Annotated in this window: 23 protein-coding genes; 9 read left to right on the top strand and 14 right to left on the bottom strand. The window is 68.5% G+C overall.

Features of this window, described 5'->3' with window-relative positions:
- Positions 1-2: 2 nt before the first annotated feature.
- From UA74_RS30265 to UA74_RS30255, 3 genes are all read left to right on the top strand, one after another.
- On the top strand, positions 3-2,273 hold the full coding sequence (locus UA74_RS30265; RefSeq protein WP_075743204.1) for a translocation/assembly module TamB domain-containing protein: 2,271 nt from the start codon (positions 3-5) through the stop codon (positions 2,271-2,273).
- Positions 2,274-2,560: 287 nt separating this feature from the next.
- The gene (locus tag UA74_RS30260; RefSeq protein WP_075743203.1) at positions 2,561-3,562 is read left to right on the top strand and encodes a hypothetical protein; all 1,002 of its coding nucleotides are present in this window, start codon (positions 2,561-2,563) and stop codon (positions 3,560-3,562) included.
- A gap of 507 nt (positions 3,563-4,069) precedes the next feature.
- On the top strand, positions 4,070-5,887 hold the full coding sequence (locus UA74_RS30255) for a hypothetical protein (RefSeq protein WP_157434527.1): 1,818 nt from the start codon (positions 4,070-4,072) through the stop codon (positions 5,885-5,887).
- A gap of 485 nt (positions 5,888-6,372) precedes the next feature.
- Here the strand turns inward: UA74_RS30255 and UA74_RS30250 are convergent, their stop codons facing one another.
- The gene (locus UA74_RS30250; protein ID WP_075743201.1) at positions 6,373-7,230 is read right to left on the bottom strand and encodes a GGDEF domain-containing protein; all 858 of its coding nucleotides are present in this window, start codon (positions 7,228-7,230) and stop codon (positions 6,373-6,375) included.
- A gap of 376 nt (positions 7,231-7,606) precedes the next feature.
- Between UA74_RS30250 and UA74_RS30245 the strand changes: the two genes are divergently transcribed.
- The 3 genes from UA74_RS30245 (at position 7,607) to UA74_RS30235 (ending at position 11,024) form a co-directional block, all read left to right on the top strand.
- Positions 7,607-8,680, top strand: a complete 1,074-nt coding sequence (locus UA74_RS30245) for a hypothetical protein (protein WP_075743200.1) — start codon at positions 7,607-7,609, stop codon at positions 8,678-8,680.
- 219 nt (positions 8,681-8,899) lie between these two features.
- Positions 8,900-10,159, top strand: a complete 1,260-nt coding sequence (locus tag UA74_RS30240) for an MFS transporter (protein WP_198042884.1) — start codon at positions 8,900-8,902, stop codon at positions 10,157-10,159.
- 64 nt (positions 10,160-10,223) lie between these two features.
- The gene (locus tag UA74_RS30235; protein ID WP_075744415.1) at positions 10,224-11,024 is read left to right on the top strand and encodes an alpha/beta fold hydrolase; all 801 of its coding nucleotides are present in this window, start codon (positions 10,224-10,226) and stop codon (positions 11,022-11,024) included.
- A 34-nt stretch (positions 11,025-11,058) separates the two neighbouring features.
- Here the strand turns inward: UA74_RS30235 and UA74_RS30230 are convergent, their stop codons facing one another.
- Positions 11,059-12,102, bottom strand: a complete 1,044-nt coding sequence (locus UA74_RS30230; RefSeq protein ID WP_075743199.1) for a fatty acid desaturase family protein — start codon at positions 12,100-12,102, stop codon at positions 11,059-11,061.
- 280 nt (positions 12,103-12,382) lie between these two features.
- A complete protein-coding gene (locus tag UA74_RS30225; protein WP_075743198.1) occupies positions 12,383-12,802 on the bottom strand; it encodes a MerR family transcriptional regulator in 420 nt (139 codons plus the stop codon).
- A 53-nt stretch (positions 12,803-12,855) separates the two neighbouring features.
- On the opposite strand from UA74_RS30225, the gene UA74_RS30220 reads away from it, so the two are divergent.
- A complete protein-coding gene (locus UA74_RS30220) occupies positions 12,856-13,809 on the top strand; it encodes an oxidoreductase (RefSeq protein ID WP_075743197.1) in 954 nt (317 codons plus the stop codon).
- Between the two features lie 284 nt (positions 13,810-14,093).
- Here UA74_RS30220 and UA74_RS30215 read toward each other — a convergent pair whose 3' ends face one another.
- From UA74_RS30215 to rpsF, 11 genes are all read right to left on the bottom strand, one after another.
- Positions 14,094-15,131 carry a MerR family transcriptional regulator gene (locus UA74_RS30215; RefSeq protein WP_232237568.1) on the bottom strand — a complete coding sequence of 346 codons (1,038 nt, stop codon included), beginning with the start codon at positions 15,129-15,131 and terminating at the stop codon, positions 14,094-14,096.
- A 281-nt stretch (positions 15,132-15,412) separates the two neighbouring features.
- Complete coding sequence (locus UA74_RS30210; RefSeq protein ID WP_075743195.1) at positions 15,413-16,639, bottom strand: cytochrome P450; 1,227 nt, start codon at positions 16,637-16,639, stop codon at positions 15,413-15,415.
- Between the two features lie 334 nt (positions 16,640-16,973).
- Complete coding sequence (locus UA74_RS30205) at positions 16,974-17,804, bottom strand: ABC transporter permease (protein WP_075743194.1); 831 nt, start codon at positions 17,802-17,804, stop codon at positions 16,974-16,976.
- Positions 17,801-18,760 carry an ATP-binding cassette domain-containing protein gene (locus UA74_RS30200; RefSeq protein WP_075765886.1) on the bottom strand — a complete coding sequence of 320 codons (960 nt, stop codon included), beginning with the start codon at positions 18,758-18,760 and terminating at the stop codon, positions 17,801-17,803. Before UA74_RS30200 ends, UA74_RS30205 begins: the two co-directional genes overlap by 4 nt.
- An 8-nt stretch (positions 18,761-18,768) precedes the next feature.
- Positions 18,769-19,614, bottom strand: a complete 846-nt coding sequence (locus UA74_RS30195; RefSeq protein WP_075743192.1) for a DUF4097 family beta strand repeat-containing protein — start codon at positions 19,612-19,614, stop codon at positions 18,769-18,771.
- Between the two features lie 72 nt (positions 19,615-19,686).
- Positions 19,687-20,205, bottom strand: coding sequence for a YlcI/YnfO family protein (locus tag UA74_RS30190; RefSeq protein WP_075743191.1), 519 nt, complete (start codon positions 20,203-20,205; stop codon positions 19,687-19,689).
- A 175-nt stretch (positions 20,206-20,380) separates the two neighbouring features.
- Positions 20,381-21,745: a replicative DNA helicase gene (dnaB, locus tag UA74_RS30185; RefSeq protein WP_075743190.1), complete on the bottom strand. Its 1,365-nt coding sequence runs from the start codon at positions 21,743-21,745 to the stop codon at positions 20,381-20,383.
- A gap of 706 nt (positions 21,746-22,451) precedes the next feature.
- Positions 22,452-22,907, bottom strand: a complete 456-nt coding sequence (rplI, locus tag UA74_RS30180) for a 50S ribosomal protein L9 (RefSeq protein WP_075743189.1) — start codon at positions 22,905-22,907, stop codon at positions 22,452-22,454.
- A gap of 17 nt (positions 22,908-22,924) precedes the next feature.
- Complete coding sequence (gene rpsR, locus UA74_RS30175; RefSeq protein ID WP_069853009.1) at positions 22,925-23,173, bottom strand: 30S ribosomal protein S18; 249 nt, start codon at positions 23,171-23,173, stop codon at positions 22,925-22,927.
- 77 nt (positions 23,174-23,250) lie between these two features.
- Positions 23,251-23,757: a single-stranded DNA-binding protein gene (locus UA74_RS30170; protein ID WP_075743188.1), complete on the bottom strand. Its 507-nt coding sequence runs from the start codon at positions 23,755-23,757 to the stop codon at positions 23,251-23,253.
- Between the two features lie 18 nt (positions 23,758-23,775).
- Complete coding sequence (rpsF, locus tag UA74_RS30165; RefSeq protein ID WP_083683848.1) at positions 23,776-24,072, bottom strand: 30S ribosomal protein S6; 297 nt, start codon at positions 24,070-24,072, stop codon at positions 23,776-23,778.
- A 182-nt stretch (positions 24,073-24,254) separates the two neighbouring features.
- Between rpsF and UA74_RS30160 the strand changes: the two genes are divergently transcribed.
- Together UA74_RS30160 and UA74_RS30155 are read left to right on the top strand one after the other, a co-directional pair.
- Entirely contained in the window at positions 24,255-25,025 is a 771-nt protein-coding gene (locus tag UA74_RS30160) for a deoxyribonuclease IV (protein ID WP_075743186.1), read from the top strand.
- Positions 25,026-25,157: 132 nt separating this feature from the next.
- A complete protein-coding gene (locus UA74_RS30155) occupies positions 25,158-26,540 on the top strand; it encodes a glycosyltransferase family 87 protein (RefSeq protein ID WP_075744414.1) in 1,383 nt (460 codons plus the stop codon).
- The last annotated feature ends 94 nt before the right edge of the window (positions 26,541-26,634 follow it).

The following is a 26,634-nucleotide window of genomic DNA, read 5'->3' as shown; positions in this document are numbered from 1 at the left end:
CGATGGCGGATCACGTCAGGCACGCTGATCTCACCGATTCGGAACTGGCAGTGCTGAACTGCTTCGCGGGCGGTGACGTCCACCGGCTGCCGGACGCCGACGGCGCCCGCTCGCTTCGCGGCGGGTTCCTCAGCGGGCTGCTCACCGGACTCTATCGGGTCAGGCCGAGGGGAATCCCGGCCCTACGGCTGATCGGCGCGCGGGTGACCGGGCGGCTGAACCTGGAGGCGGCGGAGGTCAAGCATCTCGTCGACCTGCGCGACTGTCACTTCGACGAACCCGTCGAACTCCAGATGTCGAAGATCACCGGTCTGCGGATGACCGGCTGCCGAGTGCCCGCGCTGTCGGGCCGGAATCTGTGCGTCGACAGCGATCTCGTGCTGGAGGGCGGTTTTCGCAGCGACGGCGTGGTCGATCTCACCGACGGGGAGGTGCGCGGCACCCTGCGGCTGACGAACGCAGTCCTCCGCGGCAATCCCGATCACGCTCTCCTCGCAGGCAGGCTGAAGGTCTCCGGCTCGGTACAGGCCACCGGACTGCGCGCCCTCGGCGAGGTCCGACTGCGCGGCGCCGAGATCGGAGGCAGTCTGCATCTGACCGGTGCTCGGATCGGCAATGCAGGCGGCAATGCGTTGGAGGCGTCGGGACTGGTGGTGGCGGGCAACCTGTTCTGCGACTCCGGACCGTTGGTCTCCGGACGAGGAGTCTCCGGACGGGGCGACAGCGGACGGATCCGCTTCTTCTCTCACGGCCGGATCCTCTTGCCCGGGGCCCGCATCGGCGGCGACGCGGTGTTCTCCGGCGCGAGGATGGAGATTCCGGCGGTCCCGGATCGGCACACGACGGTCATTCCCAGCGGGGTGCTGGACACGAACGCGGCGCTGATCGCCGATCGAATCCGGATCGAGGGCAACCTGGAGTTGGACGACGACCTGCGAGTGATCGGCTCCATTCGGCTCCCCTCCGCACAGATCGGGGGGCACCTGCATCTCTCCGGTGCCACGCTGGGACGTCCGGCCAGCGTGTCCACGCTGCCTGTTGTCGGCGCGGCGGCCGACTCGCCCCGCATCCCGGTGGCCCTGCTGGCCGACGGAGCGCACATCGGCGGCGACCTGGAGGCCAGGGCCCGCGTCGGCGCGCGGAACGGCAATGAGGCGCCGCTCACGGCCTACGGCCAGGTCCGACTCGTCGACGCGAGCATCAGGGGCAACGCCAGGCTCACCGGCGGTCGGCTGCACGGGCGGGGACTGGATGTGCTGTTGGCCGACCGCATTCACGTCGGCGGCACCCTGTTCTTGCAGTACCTCGTGGCGGAGGGCTCGCTGCGACTGCAGAACGCGCAGATCGGTTCGAGCCTCGACTGCACCGGCGCACGGCTGACCATGCCCCGATGCAGGCAGGACGGCACGATCAAGCCGTCGCTGGACGCCAGGGTCGCCGTGGTGGGCAAGGACCTGTTGTGCAGCCGAGGCTTCGTCGCGACCGGCGGCGTTCGGGTTCGTCTCGTCGAGGCTGGCAAGCTGGTCAGCTTTCATGAGGCGACGTTGGGCGGTGCCTCGGATCGGGGCGGTGCAGGCACCGCGACGCCCGCTCTGAACGCCTACGGCCTCTCCGCACCGAGGTTCGTGTTCCGTTTCGGCGTGCCGCCGAAGGGGTCGGTCGTCCTGACCAGGGCCAAGGCCGCCTCGGTTTCCGACGCCGCCGAGTTGTGGGAGGCCGAGGGCGGGGTGGAGCTGGAGGACTTCGCCTTCGAGAGCATCGCCGCCGCCCCGCCCGTGATGGTCCGGACCCGGCTTCGATGGCTGCGCCGGGTGCTGCCCAACTACCTGCCCTGGCCTTATGAACAGCTGGCCAGGGCCTATCGGGAGGCCGGGGACGACGAACAGGCCGACCGGGTGCTGCTTGCCAAGCAGAAGCGTCGATTCGCCGCGCTGGGGCCGATCGGCCGCGTGTGGGGCAGGCTGCAGGAGTTCACCGTCGGGTACGGCTATCGGCCTTGGCTGGCGGGCTGCTGGCTGGTGCTGTTCTGGCTAGGCGGTGCCTGGTGGTTCCGAGGCCACGAGATGCAGAATCTCGACGACGGGCAGAATCCGGTGTGGAATCCGTGGCTGTTGTCGGCGGATCTGCTGTTACCCGTGGTGAATCTGGGACATGACGGTGTCTGGCGGATAGACGAGTCCTCCCAGTGGATAGCGGGTGTGTTGACCGCCGCCGGGTGGATTCTCGCCTCCACCGCCGCGGCGGGAACCACCCGAGTGTTGAAGCGCGGCTGACATGATGATCGAGCAGGTCTGGCTGCCAGGATGTCGGCTACGAGTCACAACAACCGGGTGCGCCACTCATCCAGGGGTGCTTGCGGACACATTCTTTCCCGATAACGCGAACATCAGGTGATCTCTACTGCTTGCCGTTCATCCGGTCCGGTGATCTTCTCCGCTGGGCCTAACGCCGAGGCTTTCCTGCTGGGTACTGTGATCACCACAGCACGGGAGCAGACGTTCCCTGGATTCACGAGAATCCGTTGTGCGCAGGGATTTCGCTGATTGCGAGAGGTGAACCGGTGTCCGGATCAGATCGGCAGCCACAGACAGGAGCACGCCGTCTGCGGCATGTCCTGTCTCGTGCCCTGCTGGTCCTGGGCGGCACCGCAGCCTGTACTGCGGCAGCGTGGAGCTTCTCCGGCGCGGCCAGTGCGGACACCACCTCGTCGCACCCTTCGTCTTACCCGGAGTCGGGCAGGCCTGCTGGCCTGCTGGGCGGTCTCACCGACGGCGGCGTCTCTCGACTCACCGAGCTGGAGCTGATCGACACGGTCGATCAGGTCGTCGAGGTTCCTCTCGAGGGCGCCGGTCGGCTCCTCTCCGTCCCGCACGAGGACGAGCCCGTCGCGCAGGAGTCGGGGAACGACAGGGAAGACGGCCCGCTTCGCACCGTCATCCGGCCGATCGGCGAGGCTGCCGACGGCATCACCGGACTGGTGCGATCGGATTCGGAATCCGACGGCGGGCTGCTGCCGGAGTCGCCCTCCCTGCTTCCGCTGATCGGTCTCGGCGGCTCGGGAGGCGGTGGCGACGCGGCGACCGATCCCGGTCTCATCGGAAGCCCTCCCGCCTCGGGCCCGCTGCGGCCCTTCGACCGGCCCACCGGGCAGTCGTCGGATGAGCAGGGCGAACACGGACCGGAATCCGACGAGGAGGACTCGGCGGCCGAGGCAGAACGGGATGACGCGTCGGACGAGGTCGCCGCCGGTGGTCCCACCCCGATCTTCGTCGTGATCCCGCAGTCGGTTCCGCTGCCCGCCGTCGACACGGCCTCGATCGACGCCGCCTCCGACGCGACCCCGCACGGGACGTCTGCTGTGGGTCGCCTGCCGAGTGCGGGCATCGCGCCGCATTCCGCTTCATCAGCGCATTCCGGCGCCAACCTCGCGGGCGGGGTCATTCCCGGTTACGTGGTTCCAGCCGCGCACTCCCCGCTGCGCACGGCCGGTTCGGCTGTGCGGTCCGCCGCCGTCGGCGCCTCGGCTGAATTCGCCGAGCAGCCCGGCACCACTCCTGACTGAATCCCGCGCGCGGTATCGGCCTTCGGGCTCGTCGCTGCGGGTGATTCCCCTGCGTGCCTGAGTTCTCTTCGCCGATGCCGTTCCTGCCCATCCTCGGGTGTCGCCGCTTCAGCGCGGCCGCCCGTCCCTGAACAGGGTGGTCGGGTCCGCAGCGTGATCAGTCCGCTTCCACTCGGACCGGCTCGGCCATCCCCTCCTCATCGCTCTCGGGCCATGAAAGACGGAAGGAGAACTCCCATGCAGACTTGGGCGAAGCACCGCAGAGATGAGCTTCCCGCCGGAGGTGCAGGCGGAGACCACAGCCAGGCCGCTCCCGACGCTCTTCCCGTATCGGACGAGTGCCGCACTCGGCGCGAAGACCGTTCCCGCTCCACCGGCACTCACGCCCGGCGTGATGAACAGCCCCCCATCGGCGCCCATTCCCGCCGCGACTCCTTCTCCGGTCGCGGCGCGGAGGCGAGTCCGTACCGCGACGCATTCTCCTTCCGTCACGGAATTCATCGAGGCGTGCGGGCCGCACTCATGACCGGCGGGCTGCTGATCGCCGGTCCGGGAATGGCGTCGGCGGAGATCGAACCCCCCGTCACCGAGACGGTCTCCGGCCCACTCGAATGCTGCCCGGAGCGTCCGGCGGAGTCCGCCCGCTCCGAGTCGTCCGGCTTCTTCACCGGATTCCTTGTCCCCTCCACCGCACCGTCCGCCGGAGCCACCGCCGAGGTGCCCGGTTCCGAGACCAGATCGACCGCCGCCCTCCCCCGTACCAGCGGCTCCCCCGACCTCCCCGTTCAGCAGGAAAGCAGGAACACCATGACGATGCCTGCGGCCGACGACGCGGCGCTTCCCACATACGACCAGCCTCGATACAGCCAGCACCGTGAGATCGCCGAGTACTGGGATGTCTGGGCGGACGTCAACTCCTCCACTCGGACGCTGTCGGCCGAGGCCCTCGATCGGCTCCCCGCCGGCCCGCTCTTCCACGGCCTGCACCGGGTGATGACGGGGCAGATCCTCACCGAGCCCGTCCAGTCGGCGCACCGGGTCGTGGACCCGACGGCGGTGACGGCCGAGTTCTCCCTCGGCGAGTTGAACGGTCGGCTGCACCAGGCGAAGACCGATGCCTCGAACGTCGGTCCGAAGCTCGCGGTGCCCACGTCGCCCTCGGTTCTCGACGCCTCGGTGACGGCGGAGCTGCCGAGGATCACGGAGCTCACAAAGGACGCGGACACCGCCCAGGACGGCGAATTCGCGACGACGGCGGAGAGTTCCCACACCGCTCGGTCGACGGACCAGGTGCAGGTGCCCGGATACACCGAGAGCGTCCTGCCCGACGGGTCGATGCTCCGGCTGGCATCCGTGCCCACCGAGGTGATTCGCGCGAGCCTGAGCCGAGGTCCGCTGCCGAGCGCTCCTACTGCCGAGGACGTCGACCCGCTTGCCGTGTGGGGCGAGTTCCTGCCCGGCGCGGGCGAACTGCCACGCATCCCGGAACTGACCGCAGTCGTCCGCAGCGCGGCGCTCTCTCCCGCGAGCGTGCTGCCGGAGATGGGCAGGCTCGGCGGCCTCGGCGTGGCCGTGCCCCTGCCGGTCGCACTGCCTGCTCCCGGCTCCGAGTCGGCAGGTTCCGACGTCGCGGCAGGCTCCGAGGTCGAGTCCGCTGCCTTCCAGCGGGTCGAGGGCGACGACCGTCCGACGGTGGAGCTGCCCAGGGTGTGGGCGATCGCCGAGGACCCCGCCGACCTGCCCATGCTTCCCGCGATTCAGTCCAAGTCGTGGGGACTGCTCGGCGCTACCGATCTGCCGGAGATCCCCGAGCTGGCCGACGCCTTCGGCGCGGTGTCGCTGAGCGACCCGGCCGTGGTGATGGTCAGCCTGCCCACGCCGACGGCGCAGGGAGCAGGCACGACGGCCGAGCACGGCGTCGTCGTGGTGAGCCTGCCCGCGAGCACCACCTCGACCGATGCCGCCGGGGCCGATGCTCCGCAGGCGGATGTCTCCGAGGCAGGCGTGACCGAGCCCCGTGTTCTGGTCGCCGCCGAACAGCGCGCCGACGACGAGCAGGCGGAGCCGCTGCCGCAGGGCGCGTCGACTGCGGCGGTTGCAGGCGGCTCGGTCGCTCGGCAGCGTGGTCTCGAAGGGCTCGGCCTCGGCGGCGGCCTGCCGCTCGACGGGCCGACGGGCTCGCTGCAGTTCGACGCGCTCAACGACATGAACGGACTTCCGCTGCTCGGCCGTCCCGAGGTTCCCGCCCTGAGCACGCTGGACACCGCTGTGCTGCTGCGCGCTGTCACCAGTGAGGAGACCGGAGACCTCGCAGCCCGGAATTGAGCGACTGAACGGGTCAGATCAGCTGGACCAGGAGCGGGTCGACGGCGGCGAGAGCCTCCGTCGACCCGCTCTCGTCGTCGAGGCCCGCGGTCTGAGTATCGGTGCGGCTGCCAGCTGAGGTGCCGGTGGGCGAGGCCCGGACTGCCGGGTGGGAAGTGCGCGGAGGGGCCAAGGCCGGAGCGGAGATCGGCGTGTTCCGCCGACCGACCCGTCGAAGCCTTGACGCACCGGCCGGCGGGGCACTCCGGTCCCTCTCGTCGACGCCGAACCGGCTGGTCCCTCTCGCTGGTGGTGTGGTCGTCGGACGAGTCGCGGGCCCGTGTGGCCTGCGGCCGGGCTCGGCGCGGTCGGCAGACCTTCGCCGGGATCGCACCGCACCTCGGCGCGTGGCGGACCGCCGTGATCGGTGGTTCGGTGGTCGAGTCCGGCCCGAACTCGGTGTGAATCACGGCGGGTCGATCCAGGGGATGCGGACTGATTACCGATCAGCCGCGGCGACGCAGGATCGCCTCGGCGCGGTCGAGCATCGCGACCGACGGCGCGGTCCCGTCGTTGGTCACCCATGCGGTCCGCAGTTCGGGCCGCAGCCTGACGCGGCCGAGGAGCACGGGTCGGCCGGCGACCTCGTTCACCTTCGCGGCGATGGCGCAGCCGCTCCCCCTGGGATGCTCCGCGACGACCGCGAACTCGTCGCTGCCGTAGCGGGCGACGGTGTAGTCAGCACGGAGACCGACCTTGAGACGGTCGGCCAGCGTCATGAGCAGTTCGTCGCCGCGCTCGAAGCCATGAACGGCGTTCACCTGGGCGAGGCGACAGATGTCCATCAACACCAGGGTGACCATGGTGCCCCTGGTGTCCGCCCGGACGAGGCTCTCCTGGAGTCGGTCGAGCAGCAGCACCCGGTTCGGCAGGCCGGTCAGTGGATCGATCACGCCAGCCCGGCGCGCGGGTTCGCCGTCCACAGGTTGCAGGATCGACAGCAGCGCGGGCGCTCCGTGCAGGCTGGTCACATGGAAGCCGACCCACAGCCTAGTCTCGACGTGGCTTGCGTCGACTCGGAGCACGGGAAGCTGGAGGACACCCGCCCGGCGGGTCAGCTGGTCGATGAGCTCGTTCGTTCCGGGCAGCGGCGCGCCGGACTCGTCTCGCAGTACCCGTTCGACCCGCAGGCCGCCCGCGAGCAGCTCCGCCCTGGACAGGCCGAGCAGCATCGCTGCGAGTTCGTTCGCGGCGAGCACCTCGCCGCCCGCATTCTGTAGCAGCACTCCGACCGGCAGCTCCGCGACGACATCGCCCCAGACCGAGCCGGTTTCTCGTCGTGCCGCCGTCCCCACGGCACTCATTTGGCCCCATACCTTCCGCCGAACGGAGCACTGGAGCTGAGCCTCCCCTGCGGTTCGCCCCAGTTCAAGTCCACCGGGGGCCTCAGATGGGTGGTTTCTCTATCGATCTATGAACGCTGAGTGAAGTGGCCAGTGACCGAGTAGGCCCGACCCGGTGGTGGGACTCCTTCGGAGCGGAGGCCGCCAAGTGCGATCCGCCGGTATGCGAGCGGCCGTGCCGCAGCCGTGGACGGGGCCCGCGAGTAGAAGCGGAGGTCTCTCGCAGTCAGATGACCTCCTCGGCAAGGAGCGCGGTCGCAGCGACCTTCCTTCGACGATGGTTGGAACGGCATCCCGCGTTCACGTCCTCGTCGACTTGCGTCGTTAACGTCCGCCCATGGACAGCCTGCCTACTCACCTTCGCCAGGCCTCTCGCCGGGCGGTACTCGGCGCTGCGCTCGGCACCGGTGCCATCCTGCTCAGCGGGGCCGCCGCGACAGCCGATCCCGATCCGGCCTCCTTCGGGCCGTGGAGACCGCCGGGCTCCCGTCGCCGACGCGTGTTGTTCGCAACGAACGAACCGTGGGGCACGTATCACGTGAAACCGCTGCTCACCGAGGCGCGTCGACGCGGCTGGGAACTGACTCAGCTGGTGCCGGACCTGTCGAACATCGCGCCGGACGATCCGGTCGAGGCCGTCACACTGGAGAACGCGCCCGACGCAGACCTTTTGGTGGTCAACGGGGCGGAGGACTGGCCGGCTGACTGCGCCCGTCGACTGCGTCGACTGCCGCTGGCAGCCGCCTCCCTCGCCTATCTGCCTGCCGAGGAGACGGCCCGCGCACGCGAACTGCGTGGGCGAGTGCGGTGGGCTTCGGCCGGCTCCCCTGCCGAGGCGCGGGCGTTCCGGGAGTACCTGGGGTATCGGGGATGGGTCTGGCCGGTCGGGTCGCCGCAGACTGATGACCTGCCCGTCCGGCGGCCTGAACCTGACACGGTGCTCATTCTGACGAGCGTCACGCACGCGGACGAGACCGGCGGTGCCGCGCCGGGTGCCGAGCTGCTGGCTGGTTCCGCTGCGCGGTTGGCCGAGTCTGGGAAGCGGATCATCGTCGGGCTGCATCCGCGTGAAGACCCGGCGTTATGGGACGACTACGAGATCACCCCGTTGCCTTCCGTTGACGCCTCCGCACTGGTCGAGACGGCCGTCGGTATCCCCGGCTCGGTGTTTCCCCTGGTCGCCGCCGTAGGAACACCCCTTGTCGGCTGTGTCGATCCCGCGCTGGCGGTACCGGAGCATCTGTTGCGCGTGTGCTCGTCGATCATTCGTGATCCGGCGGACATCGTGACCTCGGTCGAGCAGGCGCAGCCGGTCGACGCGTCGACCCGTCGCGACGTGGTGGGACCGGTTGGTGGATCCGCCCGACGACTCTTCGACGGCTGGGAGCGGATCATCCGACGCCCTTGGTGATAGACGCTCCCCGGATGCCGGATGCCGGATGCCGGATGCCGGATGCGAGGTGATCCTCGGCCTGCGGCGATCGTCGCAGGTCCGCGACGAGACAGTCAGGCCGGGCATCGCGAGTCGCAGACTGCTGCGGATCGACCGGCCCGCCGTGCTAGCTTTATTTAGCGATCGATAAACAAAGGTGGCTCACCGAGGCGCGCGATCGCCGACGGGATGGTGCGGATGCTCGGGCAGCACACGGCGGGAGTCGGGCGGACGGTGCCGTTGCTGGTGCTCACGGCGGGCGTGTTCGTCATCGGCACGGCGGAGTACGTCGTCGTGGGGCTGCTTCCCCAGCTCTCCGTCGATCTCGACGTCTCGGTACCGACGGCAGGAATGCTCATCACCTGGTACGCGCTCACCGTCACGGTGGGCGGGCCGCTCATCACCCTCGCGACACTCCGGCTGCCACGGCGTCTGTTGCTGTCCTGCGCCGCACTCCTCTTCGCGCTCGGCAATCTCGTCGCGGCGACGGCGGACACGTACGGCCTGCTGGTCGCAGCGCGGGTGGTGACGGCGTTGACGCACAGCACCTTCTTCGCCGTCGCGCTGGTCACCGCCGTGGCGCTGGTGCCTGCCCACCGCCGTGGTCTCGCCGTAGCCATGGTGTCGGCCGGTTTCAACCTCGCCACCGTCCTCGGTGCTCCGGCGGGGACCTGGCTCGGCGCGGTTCACGGTTGGCGCGCCACATTCTGGGCGATCACGATCCTCGCCGTGACGGTGGCGATCGCGCTTCCGCTCGCGGTCCGGGGCACGGTGTCGTCCTCGCCCGGCCTTCGCAGTGAGGTCCGTGCCCTCCTCGACGGTCGAGTCGCGACCATGTTGGCGATCACCGTTCTCACCCAGGCCGGGCTGTTCACGCTGTACACCTATATCGCTCCGCTGCTCACCGAGGTCAGCGGATTCGACGGGCAGACGGTGGCTCCGCTGCTCATGCTCTTCGGCGCGGGCGCGCTCGTCGGGAATCTGTTCGGCGGCAGCCTGGCCGACCGAAGTCCATGGGGCTCTCTCGTCGCGCTGATCGCCGCGCTTGCGGCGACCTCGGCGGTCTTCCTCGTGACCGCCACCAGCCGGCCGGGCGTCACCGTGGCCTTGGTGCTGCTCGGAACGGCGGCGTTCGCGTTGGTCCCGGTTCTGCAGACTCGGGTCGCCGCGCTGGCCGCCTCGGCACCGACGCTCGCGATCGCGACCAACACCTCCGGCTTCAACCTGGGCATTGCCGCGGGCTCCTGGCTCGGCGGCAGGCAGCTGGACGCGGGCTTCGGGCTGATCAGCCTGCCCGTGACGGCGGCACTGCTGGTCATGGGCGGACTCGTTCTCGCGTGTCTGCTCGCCCGTCGAATGCGGGCCCGATCCACTGAGGTGCCGATCGGCCCTCCACGTCGCCCGGCAGCAGGAGCACCGTCGGCGTCGTCACCGGCCGGATCGATCGAAAACCCTTGACCTGCCGCGATCACCGGCAGCCGTCGTCGTGACGGAACATTTCTCGCCAGCAGAAGGAGTGCAGATGACGTCCATCTCCCGATCGGACACCCCCGCGCTGACCCGGCTCGTGCGCGGCACCGGCCCCGGTGTGCTTCTCGCCCACGGAGGGGGCGGCGGCGCCGAGGCCAACTTCGGCCCGCTTCTCGACGGCCTGGCTGCGGAGTACACGGTCGTCGGCCCCGACTACCCCGGTGCGGGGCGGACGCCGAGGTCGACTCGACCACTGGACATCGACGTCCTGGCCGATCAGCTGGTCGCCGCCGCCGTCGAGGAGGGCCTGGACACCTTCGCCGTCGTCGGCTACTCGATGGGTGCGCCGTTGGCGGTCCGAGCGGCACGCAGGCATCCGGATCGAGTGCGGGCTCTCGTGCTGACCGCAGGCTTCGCGGTGGCCGGGCCTCGCCTGCGGCACGCCGTACGGCTGTGGAAGGGCCTGCTGGAGCACGGTGACGAGGCCCTTCTCGGCAGCTTCCTGACGATCATCGCGGGCGGCGTCCCCTACCTGGACGGGTTGTCCGGGGAGCAGATCGACGGGATCGCGGCACACACGGCGCGCACCGTCCCGTCAGGGACGCCCGAGCATGTCGACCTGGCCGGTCGGATGGACGTCCGGGCGGACCTGCCCCACATCGCGGTGCCCACGCTGGTCATCTCGACCACCGAGGACCTGCTGGCGACCCCGGCGAGTCAGCGCGAACTCGCCGAGGGCATCCCCGCCGCCCGGCTGGTCGACATCGACACCGGGCACCTGCCGTTCGTCGAGCAGCCCGAGCAGTGGTCGAAGCTGATCCACGGGTTCCTCGGCGAGGTGCATCGCCGCTGAGCGGCGATGCACGTTACGCCCGTCGAGCCCAGAACTATGCCTTGGCGGCGGAGCGGATCGGCTCGCCGATCTCGTGCATGTGCTTCAGCGCCATCACATACGAGGTGATCAGACTGGTCTCCTGGTAAGAGACGCCGAGTTCCCGGCAGTAGTCCTGAACGATCGGCTTGGCCTTGCGCAGATTCGGGCTCGGCATATGCGGGAACAGATGATGCTCGATCTGATAGTTCAGACCGCCCAGCGCCACGTCGGTCACCAGGCCACCGGTGACGTTGCGCGAGGTGAGCACCTGGCGACGGAGGAAGTCGAGCTCGTCCTCCTTGGTGAGGGTCGGCATTCCCTTGTGGTTGGGCGCGAAGATGCTGCCGAGGTAGACGCCGAACAGGGCCTGGTGGACGAGCATGAAGACGATCGCCTTGCCCACCGGCAGCACGGTGAACAGCGCCGCGAGGTAGAGCACGAAGTGACTGATCAGGGTCACCGCCTCCAGGCCTCGACCGCGCAGGTCACGGCGGAAGAGGGCGCGGACGCTGGAGACGTGGAGGTTGAAGCCCTCCAGCGTGAGCAGCGGGAAGAAGAGGAAGGCCTGCCTGCGGCCGATGAACTTGGCGATCCCGCTGCTCACCCGCGCCTGGCGCTTCGACCAGATGAGCAGCTCCGGCGAGACGTCCGGGTCCAGCTCCTCGTGGTTGGGGTTGGCGTGGTGGCGGGTGTGCTTGTCCATCCACCAGCCGTAGCTCATCCCGATGCCGAGATTGCCCGCGAGTCGGCCGCTGAACGCGCTGATCTTCCGCTTCCGGAAGACCTGACGATGCGCGAGGTCATGGGCGACCAACGCCACCTGACCGAACACGATCGCGAGGTAGACCGCGATGGCGATCTGCCACCAGGAGTCGCCGACGAGGAAGAACGCGACCCAACCGCCGATGAGCAACGTCGCGACGATGCTCAGGCGGATGGCGTAGTAGACGGGCCGTCGATCGAGCAGGCCCGCGTCGTTGATCCGCCGAGCGAGCTGGGCGAAGTCGTTGGCCGACTTCTCCTCGGTCGACTCCTGCGCCTCCGGTCGGGCCGCCATCAGGGCTGTCGAGGACCCGTCGTTCGAGTCGCTCCGCGCGGCTGCCCCGCCAGAAGGGGCTGCGTTATTCATGTGGGCTGATTCTACGGAGATGCCAGGCGGATACAGTCGTGGTAGGCGTCTGGACTTCTGCGCGGATTCATGCATCACCGCTCGGAGAGACCGAGGTCACCGGCGGAAAGTCCGTTTCCTCCCACTATGAGGCCCCGGCTCGCCGCGAAGCCGATGCCCTCGGAAGAGTCCTCGGTCAGATGACCCGGTTCATCGAATGCCCGGCGGGTCAGTCCGCCGAGTTCGGGGACCAGAGTCCCACGGCCGTTCCCTCGCGAACATGCCGTTCGTAGGTGACCACCTTGCCGTGGATGATCCCCAGGCTTGCGGTCAGGGCGTCGATCCTGGCCTGCACGCTGCGTTCATGCTCCTGCAACAGCGCCAGGCGAGCCTGCTCGTTACCCGGGCCGGACCGGACGAGCCCGGCGAACTTCCTGAGCGTGGCGATCGACATGCCGGAGTCGCGCAGCCTGCCGCACAACATCAGCCAGTCCACATCCGCCTGGTCATAGACCCGCTGCCCGCCGTTGGTGCGGGGGATCTCCCGCAGGAACAGCCCTTCACGCTCGAAGTACCGCAGCGCGTGCACGCCCAGCCCGGTCCGTTCGGCGACCGTCCCGATGGACAGGCCGCTCGACTCTCCGCTCACGGGACCGAACGATACCTTGACCTAGGGTGCACTCTAGATCCTAGCGTCGCGCTGTGACCACGAGACAGCAGAAGATCGGCACCGGCCTCGGTGCCCACAGCACGGCCGACGACGTCCTCGCCCAGATCGACCTGACCGGCACCACCGCGCTGGTCACCGGCGGGTATTCCGGGCTCGGCCTGGCGACCAGCCGTGCGCTGGTCCGCGCCGGAGCACACGTCATCGTTCCCGCTCGTCGACCGGCTGCGGCCGAGGCCGCGCTGCGCGACCTGCCCAGAACCGAGGTGCACGCACTCGATCTGGCAGACCTGGACAGCGTGCGAGTCTTCGCTGAGCGAGTCCTCGAGTCCGGTCGTCCGTTGGACCTGCTCATCAACGGCGCGGGCGTGATGGCCTGTCCGCAGTCGAGCGTCGGCGCCGGCTGGGAGGCACACTTCGCGATCAATCACCTGGGGCACTTCGCTCTCGTCAACCGCCTGCGGCCCGCGCTGACCTCATCCGGGTCGCGGGTGGTCACGGTGGCCTCGTCCGGGCACTTCCTGTCCGACATCCGCTGGACGGACCTCCACTTCCGTGCCGGCTACGACCGGTGGCTGGCATACGCCCAGTCCAAGACCGCCAACGCCCTGTTCGCCGTGCATCTCGACCGCCTCGGCAGCGACCTGGGCCTGAACTCCTTCGCCGTGCACCCGGGCAGCATCCTGACGCCGTTGCAACGCCACATCCCTCGCTCGCAATGGTTCGAGCAGGGCTGGGTGACGTCCGACGGCGAGCCCGTCGCAGGCTTCAAGACCCCCGAACAGGGCGCGGCGACCGCCGTGTGGGCGGCGACGTCACCCCTGCTGGGCGACCGGGGCGGTGCCTACTGCCAGGACTGCGATGTCGCCGAGCCCGCCACCTCGGACGACATGCTGGTCGGCGGCGTCAAGCCGTGGGCGATCGACCCGGCTGCGGCGGAGCGGCTCTGGACGCTCTCCAGCGAGCTCACCGGGCTGGACGCCTTCTGATCAGGACGGCTGTCGGGCATGGCGCTGGAGCAGCGTGCTGAGCGATCACGGAGGTCACCTCGCTCGACAAGGACCGCCTGGTGCCGGCGGGCACCGTGCCCACGACCTGGGATCCCTCGCCCGGCGTTGGTGTGACTGCACGGCGGCGGCGAGACGAACGCCGCCGCCGACTCCAGCGCGTACCGACTCACCGTCACCAGCGGCGTCCTCGTCGTGGCATAGGCGCGCCTGTCACGACCGGCAGGCCTGTAGGTCAACCGGCCACCTGTGACGCAGACTCCTCCTCACCGCTCTGGGGCGAGTTCCGTACGCGGCTGGGGCGACGCGAAGTGCGTGAGTACGGCAGAGATCCACGCCTCATTCGCGTCGGCGTCCGTCGGGTCCGGCTGCGGCGATCCGCTGATCGTCGCGGTCAGCGCCAGATACCGGTCGAGTACACCGGTGAAGCGGGAGACGAACTCCTGGGCGCGTTCGTATGACTCGGTCGTGGTGTCCGGCCCCGAAGCCAGGTAGCGGCGCGTCTCGTCGGCGTCGTACTCGCCGGTGATCTCGGCAGTGAACTCGGTCGTGGCTTTCACGAGCCGCTCGGCGAGCTCACGGGCGCGGGGCGAGTCCACCGGGAGCCCGGACGTGCGGGCTGCCCCGATCTCCTGCTCGATCGCCCCCTGTTCCTCCAGCCGCTTCAGCATCTCCGGCGAGGTCACCTGTAGTGCCTTGTCACCGGCGAAGCTGTCGTGGAAGAACCGGCGGACCTCGCGTCGGAAGTCGGCGTCCCGGACCATGTCGGCCAATTCGATCCAGGCTTCGAGTTGTTCAGTGGTGGGTTCCTCCGGAAGCTTCGGGCGCATCTGATGCAGCAGCCTGGTGTAGGCGGGGTGTACCGGGAGGCCGTCACTGACCTCATCCCAGAACTCGTCGATGAGCTGATCTCGGTCGTCGTCGGACATGGCCGCGAGCTTGTGCATGAGAGCAATCCGTTCGGTCGCGCTGTCTTGTCTCACGATGGTGCGGAGGACGGCCCGTCTGGCCTGGAGCCGACGCGTCTGGCGCTCGACGAGCGCCAGATGCGTCCTGGCCAACTCGTGCAGCGTGGTCTCCTCGGCGAGCAGACTCCGGATGTCATTCAGGCTGGCGCCCAGTTCGCGGAGCGTGCGGACGAGTTCCAGTCGGGCGATGGAGCCGACGTCGTACAGCCGGTAGCCCACGCTCGTATGGCCGTCGGGCGGAACGAGCCCGGCATCGGAGTAGAACCGGACGGCGCTGACGCTCAGGCCAGTCCGCCGGGCCACATCCCCGATGGGGTACAGCTCCTTGTCGTCCACGGCGCCCACTATGGCGCCTCAAGCAGCGTGAGACTCAAGCCCGTTTTGCGGCCCTCGGACCAGTTGCGGCGGGCGAACTCGGGCCGCACCGCGTGCGGTGTCCCCCTCCGACGACATGTCGACGTCGTCCCGCAGCGTGTTCTTCTTCTGCCGACGTCGTCGTCGAGTCGAGGCCAGCCGGAATCAGCAGAGGACTCCCGCGTCCCCTCGTCCCCTCGGTGCCGACGGCCTGCCGTCGCCGAGAAGCGGTCGAATGTCCGAGCGAATGGTCTAGCCGGGTTTCATCCCCTCCCCTGATCCCAGGTGACCGGCAGTTCATGGACGCCGTAGATGTTCATGTCGGTCTTGAGCCGCACCGCATCGGCGGGGACGGCGAGTTTCAAGGTCGGGAAGCGATGCAGGAGTCCCTCGAAACCGGCGCGCATCTCGATGCGGGCCAGCTGTTGGCCGAGACACTGGTGGATGCCGTGGCCGAAGGAGAGATGACCGCGGGCCCGGCGGCGGATGTCCAGGGCGTCGGGGTCTTCGAAGCGTCGGGGGTCCCGGTTGGCGGCCAGCATCGAGATGATGACGCTCGATCCTCTGCTGATCGTCTCCCCGCCGAGCTCGATGTCCTCCGTGGCATAGCGGAGAAGGATGTCGACGACGGACAGCGAGCGCAGGAGTTCCTCGACGGCATCGGGTAACAGCTCGGGACGGGCCCGCAGTTCGTCGGCCTGCTCGGGATCTTCTAAGAGTGCGAAGGTGCCCAGCCCCAGCATGTTGGCGGTGGTCTCGTGGCCCGCGAGCAGCAGCAGGAAGGCGATGCCGGTCAGTTCGTCGATGGTGAGGTCCTCCTGGCGGGCCAGGTCGGACAGGATGTTCTCGCCGGGAGCGGTGCGAGTGCGCGTGATCAGTTCGGTCAGGTAGGTGTTGAGTGCGCCGTGCACGGCCATCTTCTCCTCGAGCGGCAGGTCCTTGACGAGGAATCTCGCGGAGCGGGCCTGAAATTCCTGCCGGTCCGCGTAGGGGACGCCGAGGAGCTCACAGATCACCAGCAACGGCACCGGAACCGCGAATTCCGCCACCAGGTCGACCGGCGGAGTAAGGCGAGCCATCGCGGCCAGCCGATGCTCGACGATTTCGGCGATGTGTGCTTCGAGCTGCTTCATCCGTCTGACGGTGAAGGCTCCGGTGAGCCTGCGTCGCAGTCGGGTGTGGTCCGGCGGGTCCATGGCGATGAACATGCCCGGCGGCTGCGGGGACGGTTCGGTGAAGGTGGGCATGCCGGGGATCTCCCACGGTACGTGGAGGACGCCGATGTCCTGGCGGGAGCTGAATCGGGTGTCGGCCATGGCCTTGCGGACGGCGTCGTAACCGGTGATGAGCCAGCCCTCGTGACCGTCGGGGAAGACCATGGGGCTGACGGGACGAGCCTCCCGGAGTCGGGTGATGGCGCGGGGCGGATCGAAGGGGCCCGCATCGCGTTCCATGGGGAGGCCGTGCGGAATGGAGATCGGGTGGTTCATGAATTTCCTCTCGTGGCGATGGTGCCAGGCGTAATCGCTGTCGTTTCTGCTCGCCGACTGACTCGGACAACGGCGATGCCGGAGGCATGGTTGATCAGGGCGCGTTGTGGCGATGGTTGATATCGGCAGGAATGCCGGGATGGGGCGATAAATGTCGCGCGGCCGATGATGATGCAGCCGTCGCCGATCGGGGTCATTCGTGATGACCCGTGCGCGATCAGCACATGGTGATCACCATGAACTGGGAAAGGTCGTTTTTCCTACTGCCGGGACAGCTGTCCTCTCGGGGGTGATCACCGAAAGTCTGTGCCGCATCGTTCATTCGGTTACGGGATCAACGCGAATCCTCGCGATTGAACAGCTTCTTCGACCACAGGTATCCGCCGAATGCGATGACCGCGCACCAGGCGAGGGCGATCCACGCATTGTTGCCGATCGGTCCGCCCGTCAGCAGGCCGCGTAGGGTCTCGATGATCGACGTGAACGGCTGATATTCGGCGAACCAGCGCAGCCCGTCGGGCATGGAGTCAGTGGGGACGAAGCCACTGCCGAAGAATGGCAGGAGCATCAGCGGCATGGGCAGGTTGCTCGCGGTCTCCACGCTCTTGCTCACCTGGCCCAGTGCGACGCAGAGCCAGACGAGCGCGAACGTCAACGCCAGGAGAAGCCCGGCTGTGGCCAGCCACTCGACCACTCCCGCAGTGGATCGGAAGCCGATCAGCATTGCCACGCCGATCAGGACCGCCACGCTGAGCATGGCCTGGATGACGCTGCCCAACACGTGCCCGGTGAGCACCGAGACCCGGGCGATGTGCATGGTGCGGAATCGGGCGATGATGCCCTCGGCCATGTCCATGGCAATCGATATCGCGGTCCCCTGCACCGTGGCCGTGACGGTCAGCAGGATGATCGCGGGGGTGACGTACTCGAGGTACTCGGCGCGTCCGCCCGATCCGCCGCTGAGCCCGGCGCCCAGCGTTCCGCCGAACACGGACACGAACAGCAGCAGCATGACGATCGGCATCCCGATGAGCAGCACGGTCATCGACGGGTATCGCAGCAGATGCTTGAGGTTGCGGCGCAGCATCGTCGCCGAGTCGCGCAGCGGATGGAGACGGATGCTCGCCGGTGCCTGCCCGGTGAGGGCATGGGCGGAGTCGCTCATCGGGAGGTCGCCTTCGTGTCGGAGGAGTCGCTGGTGAGGGCGAGGAAAACGTCGTCGAGATCGGTGGTGTGCACCGACAGTTCGTCGACCTCGACCGCACCGGCTGCTAGTTGGTCGATCAGGGTCTGCAGCGAGCGCAGGCTGCCGTCGCCGGGGACCCGCAGGCTGAGCGGGTCGCCGTCGGGAGAGACCTGACCCAGCATGCGTGCGGCTGCGTCGAGGCTGCGCTGATCGCCGAACCGCAGACGGACATGGCTGCCGGGGATGCGACGCTTCAACTCGTCCGGGGTGCCCTCGGCGACCAGCCGACCGTGGTCGAGGACCGCGATCCGATCGGCCAGCTCATCGGCCTCCGCCAGGTACTGCGTGGTCAGGAAGATGGTGACGCCCTCGGCCACCAGCTCTCGGACGATCTGCCACATGCCCAGGCGGCTGCGCGGATCCAGGCCGGTCGTCGGCTCATCGAGGAAGATCACTCGCGGGCTGCCGACCAGGGTCATCGCCAGGTCGAGCCGACGCCGCATCCCCCCGGAGTACGTCGAGACCGGCTTCTCTGCCGCCCCGACCAGGTCGAACCGTTCCAGCAGTCCGGCGACGCGCTGCCTGCCCTCGCCTTTGGCGAGGTGGTGCAGGTCCGCCATCAGGAGCAGGTTCTCCCGGCCGGTGAGCAGGTTGTCCACCGTCGAGAACTGGCCGGTGACACCGATAGCGGCGCGCACCGCACCGGGTTCGCCTGCCAGGTCGTGGCCTGCGATGCGGACGTCACCGGCATCGGCACTGATCAACGTGGCCAGGATCTTGACCGTGGTGGTCTTCCCTGCGCCGTTCGCCCCGAGCAGTGCGTAGACCGTTCCCGGTGGGATGGTGAGGTCGATGCCGTCGAGTACGACCTGGTCGCCGAACGACTTGCGCAACCCGGTCACCACGATTGCAGGCGTAGATCGTGTGGTGGTCATGGCTCTCCTTACGAACGTCGGATCGTGATGCCGCCGAACGAGGTACGCGCGCGCACCTCGACGGTCTCGTCGGACTCCTCGGGCCGGGCGGCGGTGTCCAGCAGGTTGTGCACCTGCCCGAACTTGGTGTGCACCTCGAGCCACGCGGCGGTGCCCTCGGCGATGCCGATGTCCAGATCGCCCATCGCGGAGCCGAGTTCGACGGAGCCTCGGGCCACCTCGCCGACGCGAACGCTGCCGTTGGACGTCTTCGCATCGACACCCCCGCCTGCCCGCTCGATGGAGATGCCGCCGTTGGCCGAGCGCACCCGCACGTCGCCGTCGGCGGCCTCGATCTCGGTATCGCCGTTGGAGTTCTTGACGGCCACGGAGCCTTCGACCTTGCCGATGCGGACCTTCCCTGATCCGGTGTGGATCTCGACGTCGCCCGCGACGCGGGTTGCGGTGACGTGACCGGCTGCGGTGTCCACCCGCAGCGGACCGGTCCGCTCCAGCCGGACGTCTCCGGCGGAGGTCTTGAACCGGCACTTCCCCAGCAGACCGGTGCCGTTGAGGCTGCCCACCTGGACGTCACCGGAGAGCTGCGAGCCGCTGGGCAGCACGATGGACACGTCCACCGACCTGGTCTTGCGGGAGAAGTCGAAGAGGGGCGCTTTCGGCCCGGTGATGCGGAGCACGCCGTTCGCGTAGTCCACCCGGACGTCGCGGGCGGCCTGCACGTCCGACTCATCGGATTCATCGCTCGGACGCACGTCGACGATGGTGTCGGCGCGGTCGCTCGCGCTGATCCGCACGGTGCCGACGCCCAGTTCGAGCGTGGCGGAGATCGGTTCGGGTGTGGCGAATTCAGGCATGGCTGTCCCCTCGTCATGGATCGGTGAAGCATCCCCGCAGTTCAGGGGCGTGATGTGGTGGAAGGTGGTGCGTCAGCGCACCCAGCCGGTGAGGTGCTGCCTGCTCCGTCGGCCGCCGGTGTGCTGCTCGGCGAACTGGTCGCGGTCGGAACGCTGTAGGGCGGTCGAGGCCGCGCGGACCAGCCAGGCGTTGACCGAGCGGCCCTCCTTGGCTGCGGCCTCCTCGATCGCGGCCTTGAGCTGCTCCGGGAGTCGCACGTTGATCCGCGAGCTGGGGCCGTCCTCGGCGATCAGCGCGCCGCCGTCGGCCGCCGGATCGTCCTGGGCGGCGGCGGGCGGCGGCTCGGCGGGCGGTGCGGTCACGACGAAGTTCGGATCGCGGCCGCGCAGGCGCAGCTCCACCGAGCCGGGGGCCAGGTCGCTGGTGATCTCGTCGGCGGCTGCGGACAGCGCGTCCAGCAACGTCATCCGGATGGCCGACTCGAGTGGCCCGCTCAGGCGCTCGACCAGCGCACGAGCCTCGTCGCCGCCTACTTCGGCCAGCGCGGCGAATTCCCGTCCGAGGTTGCTCACCTGCGAGGTCAAGTCCATGGCACAACAATGACACTAAAGTGGCTCCAGTACAAGGAAAACTGGCTCACACGTGATGCCAAGTTGGCTCAGCATGCCGTCGTTGGTGGAAAAGTGCTGGTCAGCCTCGCGTCGGAAGTCGGGAGGAAGTCGGCGGTGCGAAGCCGAAGTCAGCAGCGAGACCTACGGCTTCATCTCAGCTCTGGGCCATGTCGACGAAGCGGCTGTAGTGGAGCTGATGGGCCAGCGTGACGGTCGCGGTGGGTCCCGCACGATGCTTGGCCAGGATCAGGTCCGCCTCGCCCATCCTGGGGTCGTCGCGCTCGAAGGCATCCGGTCGGTGGATCAGCAGCACCATGTCCGCGTCCTGCTCCAGCGAGCCGGACTCACGAAGGTCGGAGAGCATCGGCCGCTTGTCGGTGCGCTGTTCCGGGCCTCGGTTCAGCTGGCTGATCGCCACCACCGGCACCTCCAGCTCCTTGGCGAGGAGCTTGAGGTGCCGGGAGAACTCGGAGACCTCCTGCTGGCGTGACTCGACGCGCTTGCCGGAGCTCATCAGCTGGAGGTAGTCGACCACCACGAGCTTGAGGTCGTTGCGCTGCTTGAGCCTTCTCGCCTTGGCACGGATCTCCATCATCGTGAGGTTCGGCGAGTCGTCGACGAACAACGGGGCCTCGCTGACCTCGCCCATTCGTCTGGCCAGTCTGGTCCAGTCGTCGTCGGTCATCTTCCCGCCGCGCATGTCGCCGAGGCGGATGCGTGCCTCGGCCGAGAGCATCCGCATCACGATCTCGGTCTTGCTCATCTCCAGCGAGAAGATGACGCTGCTGAACCCGTGCTTGATCGAGCACGAGCGCGCGAAGTCCAGTCCGAGGGTCGACTTGCCGACACCCGGCCGCGCCGCGACGATGATCATCTGGCCCGGATGCAGGCCGTTGGTGACGGCGTCGAGATCGACGAAGCCGGTCGGCACGCCCAGCGACTGGCCGTCACGGGAGGCGATGGCGTCGATCTCGTCCATCGTCGGTTGGAGCAGATGTTCGAGGGCGACGTAGTCTTCGCTCGTCCGGCGCTCGGTGACCTCGTAGATGGCTGCCTGCGCCCGGTCGACGACCTCATCGATCGCGGCACCCTCCGAGCCGTGGTAGCCGAGCTGGACGATCCGGGTGCCCGCCTCGACGAGGCGTCGCAGCACCGCCTTCTCCGCGACGATCTCGGCGTAGTACCCGGCGTTGGCCGCCGTGGGCACGGTGGCGATCAGGGTGTGCATGTACGGGGCCCCGCCGATCCGAGGCAGCTCGGAGCGTCGCTCCAGCTCGGCCGACACCGTGATGGCGTCGGCGGGCTCGCCTCGGCCGTACAGGTCCAGGATGCAGTCGTAGATCGCCTGGTGCGCCGGTCGGTAGAAGTCGTCCGGGCGGACCACCTCGACGACATCGGCGATGGCGTCCTTGCTGAGCAGCATCCCGCCGAGAACGGACTGCTCGGCGGCCAGATCCTGCGGCGGCTGGCGGTCGAACGCGTTCTCCGTCGCCGCTCCGCGATCGTCGGTCAGAGCCACCTGTTCCCTCCGGTCCTTGCTCCGCGATTCACTGCCGCCGCTTCTCGACTCGACCGAGCCGGGTTCGACCGAGCCGAATCGCCTGGCCGATGCGTCTGGGTCGATATGCCCGAGGACGTCCCGCCTGCCCGCTTGATCCGGCCGATTCTGCCGTCTGCCGGGCCGTCGACACCGGCTCCTGGAGACCGAACGCTAGATCCCTCTTCTGGAGCAGGCAAACACTCCTGTGGACGTGCCTGTGGATAACCTGGGGATGTGGGTGGTGAACTGACCACAGCCTGCGGCAAGCCTGGGGACAACCTGTGGATAACTTGGGTAGGCTTGATGAGAAGAGCAGGTCAGGCCTTGTGGACAAAATGTGTGGAAACTACTCGCGACACCCTTCGGCGTGTCGCGAAAAGCGCCCCTTCGGCGTGTCGTTCGAGCCGGTCGGGCGAAATGATCCACAGGGACCGGGCCAGCTGTCCACTAGTGCTTCTGAGTGATAACACTGAGCCGAGCGACCCGCCTGGGGCGGGCTGTTCGGCACTCGATTCGTCACCCTCGGCAAGGCGATCGACCCGCACGAGGCACAGCGGATCACGCGACCGAGTGTCGGCTCCGCGTGGTCTTCACGCTCCGATCGGGCCTGAAACAGACGGCCGCGGCGCCGCCCTGTCGAGACAGGAGCGACGCCGCGGCCGAATGCAGCAGTCGTCTTAGCCGATCACTCGGCCGGGGCGACCTCAAGGTTGATCGCGACGGTGACCTCCGGGTGGAGCCGGATGTTCACCGGGTGCCTGCCGGTCTTCTTGATGTGACCGGGAAGCTGGATCGCCCTCTTGTCGAGCAGCGGGCCGCCTGCGGCCTTGACCGCGGTGACCACGTCGGCCGTGGTCACCGAGCCGAACAGCTTGCCGCTGTCCTGCGAGGCGCGGACCCGGTGCCGGACGGCCCCGAGGCCCTCCAGGCTCGACTTGATCTCCTTGGCGTGGTCGAGGTCGCGGATCCGCCTGCCCTCTTGCGAGCGGCGGATCGTGGCGACCTGCTTCTCCGCGCCACGCGTGGCCAGGATGGCCAGGCCGCGCGGCACCAGGAAGTTGCGGCCGTAGCCGTCCTTGACCTCGACGATGTCGCCGGGGCCGCCGAGACCGCTGACGTCAGCGGTGAGGATGAGCTTCATCTTCGCTCCTTACCCTCTCAGCGAGCGGTCGAGGTGTAGGGCAGCAGCGCCATCTCTCGCGAGTTCTTCACCGCGACGGCGACGTCCCGCTGATGCTGGCTGCAGTTGCCGGTCACTCGACGAGCCCGGATCTTGCCGCGGTCGGAGATGTACTTCCGAAGCAGCGTGGTGTCCTTGTAGTCGATGTTCTGCGGGTGGCCCTTCCGGGCGTCCTTGCAGAAGACGCAGACCTTCTTCTTCGGCTTGCGTACGGGTGGCTTAGCCATTGGTCTTACTCCTGGTTGTCATCCTCATCGGCCGCGAATCGTCCCTCGTCGGCCGGAACCGCCGGTGGCCGTGCCGTCTAGAACGGAGGCTCGTCGCTGTATCCGCCGCCGGAGCCGCCACTCGGGCCCGCCGGGGGCGCGGAGCCCCACGGGTCGTCGGCGGGAGCGCTGCCGCCACCGCCGCCTGCTCCGTAGCCGCCGCCTCCGCCGCCACTGCCCCGGCTCACCTTGTTGACCTTGGCGGTCGCGTACCGCAGCGAGGGGCCGATCTCGTCGACCTCAAGCTCGACGACGGTCCGGTCCTCGCCTTCCTTGGTCTTGAAGGAGCGCTGGCGCAGCCTGCCCTGCACGACGACGCGCATACCCCGGCTCAGGGACTCGGCCGCGTTCTCGGCCGCCTGACGCCAGAGGCTGCAACGAAGGAACAGCGCTTCGCCGTCCTTCCACTCGCCCGACTGCCTGTCGAAGGTGCGTGGGGTGGAGGCCACGGTGAAGTTCGCCACCGCCGCACCTGATGAGGTGAAGCGGAGGTCTGGATCTGCGGTCAGGTTCCCGACCACGGTGATTGTCGTCTCACCAGCCATCAGTGCACCTCCGCCCGATCACTTCGAGACGGCGTCGCGCCGCAGGACCTTGGTGCGCAGCACCGTCTCCTGCAGCGAGAGCTGACGGTCGAGTTCCTTCACCGTGTCCGGCTCGGCGTGCACGTTGAGCAGGGCGTAGATGCCCTCGGCGTGCTTGTCGATCTCGAAGGCCAACCGGCGCCTGCCCCAGACGTCGACGTTCTCCACATTGCCGCCCGCAGTGCGGATGACGTTGAGGAACGTGTCCAGGGACGGAGCGACGGTGCGCTCGTCGAGACTGGGGTCGAGGATGACCATTACCTCGTAATGACGCATGACAGACCTCACCTCCTGTGGTCTCATCGGCCACGGGCTGTCCGTGGCAGGAGGGTCGTCGCGTCGACAACGGAACTACGTTAGCAGCGTCGGGTCCGATCGCCGTTCGGCCCCTGCCGCCAGCTCACATGAGGCCACCGCAGACCTCACTTGCACGCCGTCTGTTGGTTACCCTCACCGCTATGCCTATCGGTGCGCACGTCGACGCCGACGATCCGCTCGGCACCGCCCGTGAACGAGGGGCGGAGGTCGTGCAGTTCTTCCTGTCCGACCCGCAGACCTGGAAGTCCCCCACCCCCCATCCGCAGGCGGCAGAACTGCGTGCGGCGGGCGTCGCGGTCTTCATCCATGCCCCTTACGTGCTCAACGTGGCATCCACCAACAACCGGATTCGCATCCCGTCGCGCAAGGCCGTGATCGCGCAGGCGAAGGCCGCCGCCGAGACGAACGCTCTCGGGCTGATCGTGCACGGTGGTCACGTCCGGCAGGGCGAGGACCCGGCGGTCGGCGTGGCCAACTGGCACAAGTTCCTCTCCCGGCAGGCCGCCGAGGGCGGCTTCGGCGTGCCGGTGCTGATCGAGAACACCGCAGGCGGCGACGGCGCGATGGCCCGAGGCCTGGACGCACTCGACCGGCTGTGGGACGCCATCGGCGAGTTCGACCCCGGCTTCTGCCTGGACACCTGCCATGCCTTCGCCTCCGGCGAGGACCTCGTGGGTCTCGTCGAGCGCGCGCGGGCGATCACCGGCCGCATCGACCTGGTGCATCTGAACAGCTCGCGGGACGCCTTCGGCTCCTCCCGTGATCGACATGCCAACATCGCCGACGGCACCATCGACGCCGCCCAGCTCGTCGCGGTCTGCGCGGAGGCCAGGGCGCCCGTGGTGGTCGAGACCCCAGCGACGGGCCAGGCGGCCGACATCAGCCATCTACGCCGCGAACTGGGAGTCTGATCCACCGTGCCGAGCGATGATCGGGACACCGTGCAGGCATGGGATCAGGAAGGCCACTCGTCGGAGGCTCCGCCACAGTCTGGTGGCGCAGGGTCTCCGCCACGATCCGGCGGCGCAGGCCGGGTGCGCGCGCTGACGAGGTACGCGCTCGCGTTCCTGGTGCTCCTCAGCGGGGTGACCCTCTTCCTCGGGTACGCGAACAAGGCGCGCTGCACCGGCCCGGAGTTCGATCAGTTCGGTCGCAGCCAGCCTGATTACAAGGAACGGATCGACGGCGACGTCTGCTACTCCGACATCCAGCACCTCTGGCTCGGCCGGGACATCGACCAGCACGTCTTCCCCTATCTCAGCGGCGGCATCACCGAGGACGGGCAGCTGGTCGGCGGGGTCGTGGAGTACCCGGTCCTGAGCGGGCTGTTGATCTGGGCAGGCGCATTGTTCGCGTCCAACGACGCGCAGTTCCTGCTGGGCTCCGCCCTGGTGATGGCGCCGTTCGGCCTGGTCACGGCGTGGCTGCTCGGGCAGCTCGCCCGTTGGAGGGCACTCGTCTGGGCCTTAGGGCCGCCCATCGTGCTCTATGCCTTCCACAACTGGGATCTGCCGGTCGTCGCCTGCGCGGTCGCCGCCGTCTACGTCTTGCAGCGGGGTTGGGGCCGGGCCGGGCCCGATCGGCCGTTGATCGACCGAGCGGTGGCCGCCTCGGTACTGCTCGGCCTGGGGTTCGCGTTCAAGGTCTATCCGGGCATCTTCGTGCTGCCGTTGGCGCTGTACGTGTTCTCCGGCGGGTACCGGGGGCGTGAGCTGCCTGCCGACGTGGCCGCGCGCGGGTCTCGGTGGGACGTCGTCGGCGCGGTGAAGGTGGGCCTGGCCGCCGTGGTGACGGTGGTCGCGGTGAATCTGCCGTTCGCCGTGCTCGGCTACGAGGGCTGGCTGGCCTCCTTCGAGTTCCAGGGCAACCGGTTCGTCGACGTGACGACGAACTCGATCTGGTACTGGGGCTTCCGGCCGTGGTCGAACTCCGACAACGCGGGCTTCCAGGGCGCGATGGACGTCATCTCCCCTGCCGCAGTGCTCCTGTCGTTCATCCTGGCCTGCTGGCTTGGCTGGCGGCGGATGCAGCGGGACGGCACGTTCCCGTGGATCCAGGTCTCGGCGGCGATGCTCTGCGGGTTCCTCCTGCTGCACAAGGTGCACTCGCCCCAGTACGCCCTCTGGCTGCTGCCGTTCTTCGTGCTGCTGCGGATTCGCTGGGAGTGGATCGCCGCGTACTTCGTCGCCGATCTCGCGATCGGGATCGGGATCTTCCGCTGGCTCTACATCACCAATCAGGGACTGCCGTCGACGGTCTACGACGGCTTCGCTCCGCAGGCGCTGATGATCGGCGTCTGGGGGCGGGCGGCGCTGTTGGTGGCGTTGTTCTTCGTCTTCCTGGCCGCGCGTTCCACCGTCGATCACGAGGTGCCGCCCAGAGTGCGGCGACCTCGCCGAGGTGCGACGCCGTCGATGGCGGGTTAGCGTCCGGCACGAGTCGAGGGCGGCGGCGAATTGGTCGGGGGGCGTACCAACCCGCCGCCGCCGATGCTCAGTGTTGACTATCCGACCCGTTTCC

Source organism: Actinoalloteichus fjordicus (assembly GCF_001941625.1).
Lineage (GTDB): Bacteria > Actinomycetota > Actinomycetes > Mycobacteriales > Pseudonocardiaceae > Actinoalloteichus_A > Actinoalloteichus_A fjordicus.
Note: the sequence above shows the minus strand (reverse complement) of the source record. Positions and strands in the feature narration are given on the sequence as shown.